The 15,568-nt window shown below is 46.4% G+C and carries 13 protein-coding genes and 2 rRNA genes; 1 reads left to right on the top strand and 14 read right to left on the bottom strand.

Annotated elements, in window-relative coordinates:
• Positions 1 to 175 precede the first annotated feature (175 nt).
• From map to yjgA, 5 genes are all read right to left on the bottom strand, one after another.
• Entirely contained in the window at positions 176 to 952 is a 777-nt protein-coding gene (gene map, locus EL309_RS04165) for a type I methionyl aminopeptidase (protein ID WP_004282585.1), read from the bottom strand.
• 153 nt (positions 953 to 1,105) lie between these two features.
• A complete protein-coding gene (trpC, locus tag EL309_RS04170) occupies positions 1,106 to 1,888 on the bottom strand; it encodes an indole-3-glycerol phosphate synthase TrpC (RefSeq protein ID WP_004282584.1) in 783 nt (260 codons plus the stop codon).
• Positions 1,889 to 2,026: 138 nt separating this feature from the next.
• On the bottom strand, positions 2,027 to 2,965 hold the full coding sequence (locus EL309_RS04175; RefSeq protein WP_004282583.1) for a YheT family hydrolase: 939 nt from the start codon (positions 2,963 to 2,965) through the stop codon (positions 2,027 to 2,029).
• Positions 2,962 to 3,618 carry a phosphatase PAP2 family protein gene (locus EL309_RS04180; protein ID WP_231987914.1) on the bottom strand — a complete coding sequence of 219 codons (657 nt, stop codon included), beginning with the start codon at positions 3,616 to 3,618 and terminating at the stop codon, positions 2,962 to 2,964. The genes EL309_RS04175 and EL309_RS04180 overlap by 4 nt, the downstream gene beginning before the upstream one ends.
• Before the next feature lie 498 nt (positions 3,619 to 4,116).
• Positions 4,117 to 4,632, bottom strand: coding sequence for a ribosome biogenesis factor YjgA (gene yjgA, locus EL309_RS04185; RefSeq protein ID WP_004282581.1), 516 nt, complete (start codon positions 4,630 to 4,632; stop codon positions 4,117 to 4,119).
• Positions 4,633 to 4,765: 133 nt separating this feature from the next.
• Here yjgA and pmbA point away from each other — a divergent pair, with 133 nt between their 5' ends.
• Complete coding sequence (pmbA, locus tag EL309_RS04190) at positions 4,766 to 6,094, top strand: metalloprotease PmbA (protein ID WP_004282580.1); 1,329 nt, start codon at positions 4,766 to 4,768, stop codon at positions 6,092 to 6,094.
• A gap of 64 nt (positions 6,095 to 6,158) precedes the next feature.
• Here pmbA and yacG read toward each other — a convergent pair whose 3' ends face one another.
• The 9 genes from yacG to EL309_RS04235 form a co-directional block, all read right to left on the bottom strand.
• Complete coding sequence (yacG, locus tag EL309_RS04195) at positions 6,159 to 6,341, bottom strand: DNA gyrase inhibitor YacG (protein WP_081463174.1); 183 nt, start codon at positions 6,339 to 6,341, stop codon at positions 6,159 to 6,161.
• Positions 6,342 to 6,346: 5 nt separating this feature from the next.
• Positions 6,347 to 7,120 carry a cell division protein ZapD gene (gene zapD / locus EL309_RS04200; RefSeq protein ID WP_004282578.1) on the bottom strand — a complete coding sequence of 258 codons (774 nt, stop codon included), beginning with the start codon at positions 7,118 to 7,120 and terminating at the stop codon, positions 6,347 to 6,349.
• Entirely contained in the window at positions 7,117 to 7,740 is a 624-nt protein-coding gene (coaE, locus tag EL309_RS04205; protein WP_004282577.1) for a dephospho-CoA kinase, read from the bottom strand. The genes zapD and coaE overlap by 4 nt, the downstream gene beginning before the upstream one ends.
• A 1-nt stretch (position 7,741) precedes the next feature.
• Positions 7,742 to 8,602 carry a prepilin peptidase gene (locus EL309_RS04210; protein WP_004285616.1) on the bottom strand — a complete coding sequence of 287 codons (861 nt, stop codon included), beginning with the start codon at positions 8,600 to 8,602 and terminating at the stop codon, positions 7,742 to 7,744.
• A gap of 2 nt (positions 8,603 to 8,604) precedes the next feature.
• Complete coding sequence (locus EL309_RS04215) at positions 8,605 to 9,846, bottom strand: type II secretion system F family protein (protein ID WP_004282575.1); 1,242 nt, start codon at positions 9,844 to 9,846, stop codon at positions 8,605 to 8,607.
• Positions 9,847 to 9,869: 23 nt separating this feature from the next.
• Positions 9,870 to 11,549: a type IV-A pilus assembly ATPase PilB gene (gene pilB / locus EL309_RS04220; protein ID WP_004282574.1), complete on the bottom strand. Its 1,680-nt coding sequence runs from the start codon at positions 11,547 to 11,549 to the stop codon at positions 9,870 to 9,872.
• 226 nt (positions 11,550 to 11,775) lie between these two features.
• Positions 11,776 to 12,081 (bottom strand): ComEA family DNA-binding protein, encoded by a 306-nt coding sequence (locus tag EL309_RS04225; RefSeq protein WP_064130790.1) that lies wholly within the window; start codon positions 12,079 to 12,081, stop codon positions 11,776 to 11,778.
• Between the two features lie 298 nt (positions 12,082 to 12,379).
• A 5S ribosomal RNA gene (gene rrf / locus EL309_RS04230) occupies positions 12,380 to 12,492 on the bottom strand.
• 128 nt (positions 12,493 to 12,620) lie between these two features.
• Positions 12,621 to 15,507 (bottom strand): 23S ribosomal RNA (locus EL309_RS04235).
• Positions 15,508 to 15,568: the final 61 nt, after the last annotated feature.

A 15,568-nucleotide genomic window follows, 5' to 3' on the forward strand; every position in this document is an offset into this window, starting at 1 on the left:
AGTTACATTTGTCATTATAATCCAATTGAGATATTAAAAGATTTTTTAAATTATTGTGATTATCCGCAAGCAATCTTTTAAAATTACGCTTTTTATTGATATTTCATAAAATTTTGAGAGCCGGGAAGCGATTTTCCCGACTCTCAACTATTTTAAAAACTACCGGTTCAAACGTTTACGGTCTGCCTGTTGCCAGGCTAACCGTTAATATCTCATAGCCGGTTTCTGTTACCAAAACCTCGTGTTCCCATTGTGCGGAAAGCGATCGGTCTTTGGTTACCACCGTCCAGCCGTCGGCCAAAATTCTCAAATGGCGTTTGCCCTGGTTAATCATCGGCTCGATGGTAAAGATCATCCCCGGCTGCAAAACCATGCCTTGGCCTTTTTTGCCATAATGCAACACTTGCGGTTCTTCATGAAAGACGCGGCCGATACCGTGACCGCAAAATTCCTGCACAACGGAATAACCGGCATTTTCGGCAACCTGCTGGCAGGCATGACCGATATCGCCCAAAGTGGCACCCGGTTTTACTGCTTCGATACCGGCCATCATGCTGGCATGGGTCACATCAATCAGACGTTGTGCTTGCGGGCTGATCGTGCCGACTGCAAACATGCGGCTGGAGTCGCCGTGAAAACCGTCTTTTTTGATGGTCACGTCGATATTAATGATGTCGCCGTTTTTCAGCGGTTTGTCATCGGGAATACCGTGGCAGATGACATGGTTGACCGAAGTGCAGCAGGATTTCGGGTAAGGCGGATTGCCGTAATTCAACGGCGCGGGATAACCGCCCTGCACTTCGATATGGTAATCGTGAATCAGCTTGTCCAGCTCGTTGGTGGTGACGCCGGGTTTAACGAATTGTCCGATATAGTCCAGAGCTTCGGCAGCCAAGCGGCCGAGTTCGCGCATTTTTTCGATTTCTTCGGGAGTTTTGATAACTACTGCCATAACTGAAATTGTCCTTTGAATTTCAGACGGCCTCGGTTTTAGGCCGTCTGAAAAAATAGTGAATGCCGCATTATACGCGGTTTTACCGTATTGATAAAAATCAAGGCCGTCTGAAATTTTCAGACGGCCTCTCTGCTGTAAAACCGGCTGAAATTAGAACACGGCCTTCACGGCAGCTTCGATGTCGTCGGCACGCATAAATGTTTCGCCGATCAGGAAAGTGTTTACCTGATGTGAGCGCATAAAATCGACATCGGCTTTATCCCGAATGCCGCTTTCGGTAATAACGGTTTTATCTTGCAGATACGGCAACAAATCCAGCGTTTGCTGCAGGCTGACTTCAAAAGTGCGCAAATTGCGGTTGTTCACACCCCACAACGGCGTATTCAGACGGCTGCATTTTTGCAGCTCGCTTTTATCGTGCAATTCCAACAATACCGCCATGCCCAAATCATGGGCGGTTTTTTCAAACTGCTCCAGCTGCTCCGCTTCCAACGCCGCGGCAATCAGCAAAACGGCATCCGCCCCCCAGGCACGCGCCTGATAAATCTGGTACTCGTCGATAATGAAATCTTTGCGCAATACCGGCAAGGCAACAGCGGCTTTAACCTGTTTCAAATACTCCGACGAACCCTGGAAATACTGTTCGTCCGTCAATACGGACAAACACGCCGCACCGGCGCGTTCATAGGCCGAAGCGATATCGACGGGATTAAAGTCTGCCCGAATCAGCCCTTTTGAAGGGCTGGCTTTTTTCACTTCCGCAATCACCGCGGGCAAACCGGCCTGATGCTTGGCATGCAGGGCATCGACAAACGGTCGCGGCGGCTCGGCAGAGGCCGCCTGTTTTTTTATTTCTTCCAAAGATACTTCGGCTTTTGCCGCTTTTACTTCTTCGGCTTTCGTGGCCAAAATTTTATTGAGAATATCAGTCATACATATCTTTCATGCAATCAAGCGTTCAAACAGTAGGCAAACCGTTTGCCTATCTTCATTGTGAGGCCGTCTGAAAACAAATAGCCAAATAGTCTAAACATATGCGGTGAAGCACTTCAAACACGCATTGCGCGGTCTTCACTCCTGCTGCCGGAAATAAGCCAAAACGGTTTGAGGCAGCCAACGCAAATTTCCTTTGCCCGTACCGCTGACAAAGCCGACGTGTCCGCCATATTGCGGTTGCAGCAACATCACACAATCCGACACTTCTTTATCCGTAGGCAAAACGGAAGGCGGCATGAAAGGATCATTGACCGCATTCAGCAGCAGAGTGGGAATGCGTATTTCAGGCAGCAGCGGTTTGGAAGACGACTTGCGGTAATAATCATAGCGGTCGGCAAAACCGTGATACGGCGCAGTAAACCAATTGTCGAAATCGCCCAAAGTCTTACACAGCTTCAATTTATCGGGCGCATAACCAGACGCTTCGGCTTTCGGCAACAGAGAATCGAGAAAATAACGCGTATACAGCAGGCGCGTCATCCCTTTATCGAAACAGTCACCGGCCGCCACCAAATCAACCGGAGCGGAAACAACAGCTGCGGCCTGCGGAACGGCCGCACCGCCCTGCTCGCCTAAATATTTGGCTAACGCATTGCCGCCCAAAGACACGCCGACAGCATAAATTCTGGTATAACGCTGCGCCAAAGTATCCAACATAAAAGCAATTTCCGCCGAGTCTCCGGAGTGATAAAAAACAGGCGCAGTATTTGCCACGCCGCCGCAACTGCGGAAATGGGCAACGACACCATGCCAGCCTTGCTCTTTTACCGCTTTCATCAACTCAACTGCATAATGGCTTTTGCTGCTGCCTTCCAAACCGTGAAACAGCACCACCAAAGGCGCATCATGCGAATCGGCATCGATAAAATCATACGCCACCAGCGTTTTACCCGTACTGTCCGGCAGCAATTCGCGCCGATAAGCAGGCGCACTACCTTGCAGCATTTTGGCGTACAACGTTTCAACATGACCGTTTTTCAGCCAAAACGGCGTATCCAACAACGGAAAATTCATACCTTGCTCTCCGGCAGGCGGTTAAAAAAGCTCAAATACACCGCCAACACAGTTACCGAACCCGTTACCCAGCCTGCCAATACATCGGTCGGATAATGTACACCCAGAACCATTCTCGAAATGCCCATCAGAAACGCAAACAATACCGCAACAATACAGATTATGCGCCGATAGGGAGAATGCCAATAAACCAACACCAGCACCACCGCCAGCGATGCCGCAAACGTACTGTGCCCACTCGGAAACGAAGAATTCGCTTCCTCAATAATTCTCGGCCACAGCTCCGGGCGCGGCCGGTCGAATATCTGTTTTGCTACAGCCATCAATAAAGCGGGTAACGCAATCGCACATACCGTAAACACCGCATAGCCGCGATAACGGCGCATATACAGCCATACCGCCGCAAGCGCCGTCAACGGCGCAGCTGTCGCAAACTTACCCAAGTGATGCAGCACGACGGCAAAAGGCGTAAACCACGAACCGATATGTTCATGCAGCCAAAACATCACCGGCAACTCGAAAGCATAAACATAAGCGGAATGCTGCCAAATATTTTCCGCCACCCAGCCCAAGGCCAGCAAAGGCAGCAGCATACCCACAAACAACAGCAATAATTGATAAGGTCTCGGAATATAAGCTCTGGGCGGTAACATTATGCAGGCCGTCTGAAAAAACACCATCTTAACAGGTGCTGCCGCCGCTTGCCAAAAGCCGAACCGCACGATACACGCAAATCAGATAAAAAAAGATGATTAGTTTTCTCATTAGTTGTTGATAATTATTGACTTTTTCACACTGGAAAATCAGGTAAAACAGCCTGCCCCACTATGGCTGTCCGCGCTTCTTCTTGCTATCCTGCAACCGTTGTTCACAAAAAAATTTCGGAAGAAACCTTTTCTTCCGCACACCTTTTATACGGAGATAAAAAATAATGACTTTATTCTTTATGAACCTGATCGTCTGCTTCGGTATCACATCGCTGCTGACCATGACGGCCATTTGGCTTTGGAGCGAACTGCACTAAAAGCCGGACACAAACCACCCGACTACAATAATAAAAAGGCCGTCTGAAAATTCAGACGGCCTCATCATTACTACTAATCTTAAATACGCCATTGAGCCTATTGATTCATCAATCTATTCTTACCGAATCAAATGGTTTCATCCGTTTCCGAACTGCCCTCCATCAACGCTTTGACCTCTTGGAACAAAGCCCGGAAATTTTTCGGCGGTTTCGCAGCTTCCTGTTCTTTGCGCGCATTTCTGATCAACGTACGCAACTTGCCCGCATCGGCAGCAGGATAAGACTCCATAAATACAGTCAATGCCTGATCATCCGCAATCAAACGCTCGCGCATTTGCTCCACACGCTGCAAAAACGCATTGTGCGCCGCATTGTCTCCGCGCAACTTCGCCAAATAGCGTTCAATCGGTTCAGGATCAACATCGCGCATCAAACGGCCGATATATTGGACCTGACGCTTCAACGCACCGTTTGAAGTAATTTTTTTATGCTCCAACAAGGCGTCCAACAAATCCTCCGGCAACCCGATTTTTTTCAAAGTGTCTGCCGACAACTTGGTCAGTTGAACACCCAAATCCTGCAAATCGTTCATTTGCTTTTTTATTTGGGTTTTACTTACCCATTCTTGTTCGTTATTAGCCATATTCCAATCTCTTTAAACAACGGTACCTATTCTAGCACAGCCCCCGTCCCGGCAATCTTCCCGATTAAGACATTTTTACCGAGGCCGTCTGAAAAACAGTTAAAATACAATAAATGCCATTATCGGAAAACCTATGTTTAATCACAGCAAAAACGAATTGATCCAACTGTGCGCACAGGCTTTGGATTTAGCCAAACAAAACGGTGCCACCTCCGCCGAAGCCGATTTCAGCGAATCTATCGGACAAAGCGTCAGCGTCCGTCTCAGTGAAATCGAACAAATCGAATATCAGCAGGATAAATCTCTAGACATTACCGTTTATGTCGGCCAAAGAAAAGGCCGTGCCAGCACTGCTGACTTCTCCCCGCAAGCCTTGCAAGATACAGTTAAGGCAGCAGTAGACATTGCCAAATATACCGCAACGGACGATTGCGCAGGCTTGGCAGATGCGGCAATGATGGCAACACAATTCGGCGAGTTAGACAAATATCATGAATGGCAGCTTCCCACCGAAGAAGCGGTCGAGTTAGCCAAAAAATGCGAAGCTGCCGCCCTACAATATGACGAACGTATTCACAATTCCGAAGGAGCAGGCCTCCAAACCGGACACTACCAACATGTATACGGCAACTCGCACGGCTTTATGGCACACCAGCAAGGCACGCGCCACAGTATTTCGTGCAGCGTTGTCGCCGAAAATTCAGACGGCATGCAACGTGATTATTGGTATGACATGGCGTGTAGTCCCAACGATTTGGATAAACCGGAATCCATCGGACGAATTGCCGCCGAACGCACCGTCAAACGCTTGGGCAGCCGCAGCATTGCCACAGGTAACCATCCGGTTGTTTTTGATACCTCGATAGCCGGCAGCTTAATCGGTCATTTAATCGGAGGCTTAAGCGGCGGTGCCCTGTATCGCCAAAGCAGCTTCCTGCTCGACAGCTTGGGAAAAACCGTTTTGCCATCGTTTATTCATCTTCGGGAAGAGCCGCATATCCCCCGCGCATTCGGCAGTACTTATTTCGACGCAGAAGGTGTCGCCACCAAACCCCGTTATGTGATCGAAAACGGCGTAGTCCAAGGTTATTTCTTAGGCAGTTACAGCGCCCGTAAACTGGGAATGCAGTCAACAGGCAACGCCGGTGGTGCACACAATCTTCATTTGAACCATACTCATGCCACACAATCAGACTTACTGAAAACCATGGGTTCAGGCTTATTGATTACCGAGCTGATGGGGCAAGGTGTCAATATGCTGACTGGTGATTATTCACGAGGTGCGGCCGGCTTTTGGGTTGAAAACGGTATTATTGCTTATCCTGTTCAGGAAATTACCATTGCGGGCCGTTTGCAGGAGATGTATCAAAATATCATAGGCGTTGCTGATGATGCGCTTAAGCGTTCATCAAATAAAATCGGCTCGATTCTCATCAGCGACATGACGGTAGCCGGCTCTTAAAGCCGATAAAAAACGGAACTGTATAACAGCAGTTCCGTTTTTTATTTTAATTCCGTCTTTCCGATTAAATACGCTGGACGTCTTCCGACAACGGCTCTTCCTCTTCAGACGGCATCACATACTCTTCACTTGCCCAGGCGCCCAAATCAACAACTTTACAGCGCTGACTACAAAAAGGACGGTAACGGCTTTCAACAGTCCACTCCACCGGTGCTCCGCAAGTCGGGCATTTCACTATCGTAACCATTTGCCTTATGCCACCACAGGGTCAAAACTACACATAATCAATTTAAACGGAACGTCTTCAGTCATCTGTTTACCTCTTGCACTGACTTGTGAGGCATGTACAAAACGGATATGAGTGAAATATTTATTGGCAGAGACTTCCGGCAACGCATTGCGCGCCATATCCACTTCGATAGCCAACATATGGATATTTTGCGCCAAGCTATTGTGTTGGTAGTTCCCGTTTTTAGCTACGCAATCAACTGACCATGTGTTGCTTCGCAAAATTTTCAATAAAACCTGAATTGCATGATATGTCGGCATCAGAGTACTTATCCAATTCTGCAAATCATCCGATCGACGCTGATACGGTTGTTGCTGCCAAAAATAATAAGATGACGAATCTAAAGGACTGGTTCCTCCCGGTACCGCCATGCGTTGCTTAATGGCCATCAGCCATTCATTTTCACGCAAATGCTGCCCGAATTTCTGCTGGACTTCCTGCAAACAACCGGAAACTTGATGTAGTTTTTGCTCCAACCCGCTTCGGTCTTGGTCTGTTGAGCCGGAATCACGATGGGTATCCAAAAGCTGTTTCTGCCTTTCCAATTCCTGCAAGATATCCAGCTTAACTTCAGCCCGACCGGCACACTCCATAATTTCAAATAACGTAAACAAAGCCAAATGGTGCGGCCAAACACTATCCTCACGCTTGCATTCCATATGAAAGCGGTTAAATAAATGCTCTATACGTAAAAAACTGCGAACCCGTTCCGATAACGGATGTTCAAAACAAATCATGAATCTGCCTTGTCTAAATAGGTAAAACGAGCCTGATAATAATGGTGCAACCGCGCAATTTTCGCTTCAAAATCTAAAAATGAACCCTCATTACGCAAAACGTCGTCAGCATAAAGCAAACGCTCCATTCTTCCTGCTTGGGCTGCCATTATACGTTTAATCTCATTTTCAGATAAACCACTACGCAATTTTACCCGCTCAAGACGAACTTCATCATCAGCATCAACAACTAAAATACGTTGTATAAGGCCGCAAAACATTGGTTTTTCAATAAGCAGAGGAACATCGACTATTCCGTAAACCATATCGGAAAAACCTGCTTTTTGTCTCTCTATTTCTTTAAAAATCAGAGGAAACATCAATGCTTCCAATTCCAACTTTGCTTGAGGCCGTCTGAAAATTAGATCACGCATTGCGCTTCTATCCAAACTGCCGACTTCATCAAACACATCAGAACCGAACACACGCCTGATATCAGGTAGAGCCAAACCATTGTCTGCCGTTAAATTTCTACTGATTTCATCAGCATCAATAACCGGAACACCAAACTTCAAGAACTCAGCAGCAGCTTTTGATTTACCGCTGCCTATACCCCCGGTCAACCCTACCCAATATGCCATCTTAGAATCCCGAAGCGTTCAACCACCAATCTATAGCTTGTGATACATGGGTATTTGCAACAAAAACCAACCATCCCACTATCGCAAGACTCGGTCCAAAAGCAAAATGCTCGTTTTTTGCTACCTTCATCAGCAGACCGACCACTATACCGACCAAAGCAGACAAAAACACTATAACAGGCAAAGCTCCCACACCCAACCATGCACCTAAAGCGGCCAATAATTTCAAATCACCGCCACCCATGCCTATCTTACCTGTTAATAATCGGTAAACGTAACACAATAACCACAGAGCGGAATATCCCAACACCGCACCCAAAACAGCAGACTGCAAGGATATCAAACCATTGTCCCAATTAAATAATAAACCCAGCCATATGAGAGGTAATGTCAGCGAATCGGGCAAATATTGAGTATCGGCATCAATAAACGTCAAAGCAATCAAAAAAGCTGTAAGCACCAAACCACCTAGAGCGAACCAACTCACTCCATACTGCCAAACGACAATGACAAATAAAACCGATGTCAACAATTCAACCAACGGATACCGCTTACTGATCGGCGTGGCGCATTCGGCACATTTTCCTTTCAGAATACAATAGCTGATTACCGGAATATTCTGCCAAAATCTGACAGGTGTATGGCAAGTAGGGCAACGTGAATCAGGTTTAATCAAATCAAAACGCTGTTTTTCTTCTTTAGATAAGGGAAGCTCTAAGTGCTCCTTAGAAAATACAGTCCAACTCCGTTCCATCATCACCGGCAAACGATAAATGACAACATTTAAAAAACTGCCGACTAACAAACCGAAAACTGCTGCCACCCCCAATAACCAATAGATTGGCAAGTCGAGTTGATGCATATTTAACCTACCACATTACCCAAATTGAATAACGGTAAGTACATTGAAATCAATATGAATCCGATCATTAAACCCAATACGACCATAATAATCGGCTCCATCAAAGAAGAAAGCTGTGACACTGCATTATCTACTTCATCCTCGTAAAATTCCGCAGCTTTATTCAACATGTCGTCCAATGAACCTGATTCTTCACCAATGGAAGCCATTTGCAAAACCATATTTGGGAATAAATCTGTACTTTGCATACTTGAAGTCAAAGATAAACCTTGGGTTACCTTAGAACGGATATCATGCGTTGCTTCTTCATATAAAGCATTGCCCGCGGCTCCGGCAATAGAATCCAATGCTTCAACCAAAGGAACACCGGCAGCAAACAAGGTTGCCGTAGTGCGCGCCCAGCGGGCAATAATTGCTTTTCTGACGATTGGCCCGAAAATCGGTAATTTCAACAACAAGACATCGACTTTTCTTTGAAATGACGGAGAATGTTGATGCCATTTATACAGACCGAATCCAGCCAAAATCAAACCGATAATAATCAACCAGCCATTAGCAACAAAGAAATCCGACATCCCCATCACGATTTGGGTCATCCCCGGCAATTCTGCCCCCATATTGCTATATACTTCTTTAAAGGCCGGTAAAACAAACATCATCATAACGATCAAAAGTGCAACAGCAACCACAATCACCGCAACAGGATAAACCAACGCACTTTTTACTTTTTTCTTGATGGCTTGAGTCTTTTCTTTATAAAGAGCCAGTTTTTCCAACAAACCTTCCAAAACACCACCTGTTTCACCCGCAGCAATCAAATTGCAATAAAAACGGTCAAAATATTTAGGGTGTTTGCTAAATGCCTTGCTCAGCGAACTACCTTGCTCGACATCTGCACGAATCTGCATCAACATTTGCGTCATAGCTGGATTAGAATGCCCTCTTGCTACAATTTCAAAAGCCTGCATCAATAATAAGCCTGCTTTCATCATTGTTGCTAATTGACGCGTGAATACAGTAATATCGGCCTGAGTAATTCTACGTTGGCGCACTGCTTTTACTTTGCTCACACGTAACGGACGAATTCCTCTCCTTTGCAATTTAGCACGTGCTTCTTCCTCGTTTTTAGCAACTACCTCGCCACGCACAATTTGCTCAGTACTAATATTCTTACCTTCAAAAGTAAAACGTTTGCCTTTGTCTTTTCTAGTAAGCATCCGCTCCCCAAATTTAACTTGGTTCATGAATTCCCCTTAATTATTTTGATTTAATCATTAGTATTGGCTAAAACTTCTTCTAAAGAAGTAATACCCTGCATTACTTTTAGCAATCCTGATCTACGTAAATCAACCATGCCTTCCTGGTAGGCAATATTCGTTATATCAACCTCACTACCATTTTCCATAATCACACGTTGCATATTTTCGCTTATAGGCATCACTTCATACACACCAACCCGACCTTTATAGCCTTTACCTCTACAAGAGTCACATCCCACAGACCTATATAGCTTCCAATCGGAAGCCAAATCATTGTCGGTGAATCCCACCTTTTTCAATGCAGGCACAGGAGGTCGTTCCATTTCAGCCTTACAATGCGGACATAACCTTCTAAGCAAACGCTGTGCCATAATCACGCTAACAGAACTAGCGATGTTAAACGGCGCTACACCCATATTTAACATACGGGACAAAGTTGCCGGAGCATTATTCGTGTGCAAGGTAGAAAAAACCATATGGCCAGTCTGAGCTGCTTTAATGGCAATATCTGCAGTTTCCAAATCTCGTATCTCACCCACCATAATCACATCAGGATCCTGACGTAAAAATGCTTTCAACGCAGCCGCAAAAGTAAGTCCTTGCTTTTCATTAATGTTAACTTGATTAATTCCTGGCAGATTAATCTCTGCAGGATCCTCAGCCGTTGCAATATTAACATTTTCTGTATTTAAAATATTTAAACAAGTATATAAAGAAACTGTTTTACCTGAACCTGTAGGCCCAGTAACCAACACCATACCATACGGACGCTGAATAGCTTCTAATAAAATCTCTTTTTGAAATGTCTCCAAACCCAGTTGATTAATATTAAGCGTTCCTGCATCTGTATTTAAAATACGCATTACCACCTTTTCACCAAATAAAGTGGGTAATGTACTAACACGGAAGTCAATAGGTCTCCCATGCTTGTGAAAAGCGATTTGAATACGACCATCTTGGGGAATTCTTTTTTCAGAAATATCCAAGCGTGCCATCACTTTAATACGTGAAGCCAATTGTCCTCGCACTGCAACAGGAGGCTGAACCACTTCACGCAATTGCCCATCAACCCTAAAACGTACCCTGGCCATTTGTTCATAAAATTCAAAATGAATATCTGATGCACCTGCATTTAAAGCATCTGAAAGCGTTTTATGAATAAACCTTGCTATAGGCCCATCTTCAGCCTCTTCATTATCTATATATAATGTTTGAGACGGTGAAACAGATTCTTGCTCTTTACTGATTTCCTTTAAAATTGTTGTAGAACGCTGACTAATCCATTCCAATAATGCGCTTAACTGATCATCACGTACAATCAGCAAATCAATCGAAACATCCGCTGAAAAAGCAATTTTTTGAAAATTCTGAATTTGAGTGGGATCAGAAACAGCTAAATAGACTTTTCTACCCTTTTTAACAATAGGTACACATCTATTTTGGAGCATTTGTTCTTCTGTTAAGATGTCATTAACAATATTAATCTTCGGATAATGACGTAAGTCCAACAAAGGATAACTAAATACTCTAGCTAATAACTCGCTCAGTGTTTTCGGCGTTGTAATCCCATCTTCAAACAACATGGAAATAACATTCTTATGATTCTGAGCAGCATTCTGATACTTGGCAACTTTACTTTCATCCAAGATCTGGCTCTGAACCAAAACTCTCAACAAACCAACGCTCATAATAAATTACCCAGCCATTAAAATCTGAATTACAGATTTTATCTAAATTGCAAATTAAATGAAATATTCAAATACTATTACGATCCATACAAATTAGTATTCATAATTTAAAATATGACTTAATCAATATATTTAACACGCCATATAAAAGAATTAATCCGAAATAACCTATCCATATAACTAAAATAACTCTTATTAAATTTCAAAATAAAACTTATTAAAACTACTAAGGTTTTTTGCTTCCGTCTTTCTTCGCCAGCGGCTTCGCCTCCTTCTTCTTCACCCCCGCCACCGTCGCCTCATCCTTCAGACGGCCGTACACGCCTTCGCCTATCCCCTTCACCTTCTTCAAGTCCTCCACCGCTTTGAACGGACCGTTCGCACTGCGGTAGGCCACAATCGCCTCCGCCTTCGCCGGACCGATACCCGGCAGCGCCTTCAATTCCTCCGCCGTTGCGGTGTTGATGTTCACCGCCGCCAAGGACAGCGCCGACAGCAGCACTCCGGCCAAACCCAACAGATATCGTTTCATCGTCTTCCCCTTTCTTAAATCCGGTTGGCATCACGGTGCGCTTCCGGCATCGGTATGCAGAAACCGCACCTCAAGCCGTCTATCATAAAGAGATTCCGGTTCGGATTCAACCGTTTTATTCATTTCGGAAACTGTTACTCTAATTATCCAACACCGGACGGGGCTTCCGCCACGTTTTCACCACCTCACGGCCGTTTGCAGCACCCGCCCGCACGATAAGGACGGCACAGCACAGAAGAGAAGGTATGCAAATGAAGAAACCCCTGACGGCAAATGCAGTCAGGGGTTCGGAATGGGTGTCTGGCAGTGACCTACTTTCACATGGGTATCCACACTATCATCGGCGCTGAGTCGTTTCACGGTCCTGTTCGGGATGGGAAGGCGTGGGACCAACTCGCTATGGCCGCCAGACGTAAACTGTACAAATCGGTAAGCCGTCCGAATTACTTGAATTCAGAACCAACAATCAATATTCGGTAATGTTTGTATCGTATCCTGTCAGGATACAGTAAGCTTTCATCTGAAGTTCTTCAAATGATAGAGTCAAGCCTCACGAGCAATTAGTATCGGTTAGCTGCACGCATTACTGCGCTTCCACACCCGACCTATCAACGTCCTGGTCTCGAACGACTCTTTAGTGCGGTTAAACCGCAAGGGAAGTCTCATCTTCAGGCGAGTTTCGCGCTTAGATGCTTTCAGCGCTTATCTCTTCCGAACTTAGCTACCCGGCGATGCGACTGGCGTCACAACCGGTACACCAGAGGTTCGTCCACTCCGGTCCTCTCGTACTAGGAGCAGCCCCCGTCAAACTTCCAACGCCCACTGCAGATAGGGACCAAACTGTCTCACGACGTTTTAAACCCAGCTCACGTACCACTTTAAATGGCGAACAGCCATACCCTTGGGACCGACTACAGCCCCAGGATGTGATGAGCCGACATCGAGGTGCCAAACTCCGCCGTCGATATGAACTCTTGGGCGGAATCAGCCTGTTATCCCCGGAGTACCTTTTATCCGTTGAGCGATGGCCCTTCCATACAGAACCACCGGATCACTATGTCCTGCTTTCGCACCTGCTCGACTTGTCGGTCTCGCAGTTAAGCTACCTTTTGCCATTGCACTATCAGTCCGATTTCCGACCGGACCTAGGTAACCTTCGAACTCCTCCGTTACTCTTTGGGAGGAGACCGCCCCAGTCAAACTGCCTACCATGCACGGTCCCCGATCCGGATGACGGACCTGGGTTAGAACCTCAAAGACACCAGGGTGGTATTTCAAGGACGGCTCCACAGAAACTGGCGTCTCTGCTTCTAAGCCTCCCACCTATCCTACACAAGTGACTTCAAAGTCCAATGCAAAGCTACAGTAAAGGTTCACGGGGTCTTTCCGTCTAGCAGCGGGGAGATTGCATCTTCACAACCATTTCAACTTCGCTGAGTCTCGGGAGGAGACAGTGTGGCCATCGTTACGCCATTCGTGCGGGTCGGAACTTACCCGACAAGGAATTTCGCTACCTTAGGACCGTTATAGTTACGGCCGCCGTTTACTGGGGCTTCGATCCGATGCTTGCACATCTTCAATTAACCTTCCAGCACCGGGCAGGCGTCACACCCTATACGTCCACTTTCGTGTTAGCAGAGTGCTGTGTTTTTAATAAACAGTCGCAGCCACCGATTCTCTGCGACCCTCCAATGCTTACAGAGCAAGTCTTTCACATCGAAGGGCATACCTTCTCCCGAAGTTACGGTATCAATTTGCCGAGTTCCTTCTCCCGAGTTCTCTCAAGCGCCTTAGAATTCTCATCCTGCCCACCTGTGTCGGTTTGCGGTACGGTTCTGATTTAGCTGAAGCTTAGTGGCTTTTCCTGGAAGCGTGGTATCGGTTACTTCATGTCCGTAGACACTCGTCATCACTTCTCGGTGTTAAGAAGACCCGGATTTGCCTAAGTCTTCCACCTACCGGCTTAAACAAGCTATTCCAACAGCTTGCTAACCTAACCTTCTCCGTCCCCACATCGCACTAAATCAAAGTACGGGAATATTAACCCGTTTCCCATCGACTACGCATTTCTGCCTCGCCTTAGGGGCCGACTCACCCTACGCCGATGAACGTTGCGTAGGAAACCTTGGGCTTTCGGCGAGCGGGCTTTTCACCCGCTTTATCGCTACTCATGTCAACATTCGCACTTCTGATACCTCCAGCAACCTTCTCAAGTCACCTTCATCGGCCTACAGAACGCTCCCCTACCATGCACTAGGTGCATCCGCAGCTTCGGTTATAGATTTGAGCCCCGTTACATCTTCCGCGCAGGACGACTCGACCAGTGAGCTATTACGCTTTCTTTAAATGATGGCTGCTTCTAAGCCAACATCCTGGCTGTCTGGGCCTTCCCACTTCGTTTACCACTTAATCTATCATTTGGGACCTTAGCTGGCGGTCTGGGTTGTTTCCCTCTCGACAACGGACGTTAGCACCCGCTGTCTGTCTCCCATGATTGCACTTTCCGGTATTCTTAGTTTGCCATGGGTTGGTAAGTCGCAATGACCCCCTAGCCATAACAGTGCTTTACCCCCGGAAGTGATACATGAGGCACTACCTAAATAGTTTTCGGGGAGAACCAGCTATCTCCGAGTTTGTTTAGCCTTTCACCCCTATCCACAGCTCATCCCCGCATTTTGCAACATGCGTGGGTTCGGACCTCCAGTACCTGTTACGGCACCTTCATCCTGGCCATGGATAGATCACTCGGTTTCGGGTCTACACCCAGCAACTCAGCGCCCTATTAAGACTCGGTTTCCCTACGCCTCCCCTATCCGGTTAAGCTCGCTACTGAATGTAAGTCGTTGACCCATTATACAAAAGGTACGCAGTCACCCAATTAATAGGCTCCCACTGTTTGTATGCATCAGGTTTCAGGTTCTATTTCACTCCCCTCCCGGGGTTCTTTTCGCCTTTCCCTCACGGTACTGGTTCACTATCGGTCGATGATGAGTATTTAGCCTTGGAGGATGGTCCCCCCATCTTCGGACAGGATTCCACGTGTCCCGCCCTACTTTTCGTATACTTAGTACCACCAATTTGCTTTCGAATACGGGGCTGTCACCCACTATGGCCAAGCTTCCCAGCTTGTTCTTCTAGCATATCGGTTATTATATACAGGCTCCTCCGCGTTCGCTCGCCACTACTTACGGAATCTCGGTTGATTTCTTTTCCTCCGGGTACTTAGATGGTTCAGTTCTCCGGGTTCGCTTCGCTTATCCTATGTATTCAGATAAGGATACCGTACAGAATACGGTGGGTTTCCCCATTCGGACATCACCGGATCATAGCTTTATTGCCAGCTCCCCGATGCTTTTCGCAGGCTTACACGTCCTTCGTCGCCTATCATCGCCAAGGCATCCACCTGATGCACTTATTCACTTGACTCTATCATTTCAAGAACCTCTCTGACTTCGTTGTTTCGGCGTTGACTACCTACGCAACTTGA

The organism is Neisseria weaveri (assembly GCF_900638685.1).
Classification (GTDB): domain Bacteria; phylum Pseudomonadota; class Gammaproteobacteria; order Burkholderiales; family Neisseriaceae; genus Neisseria; species Neisseria weaveri.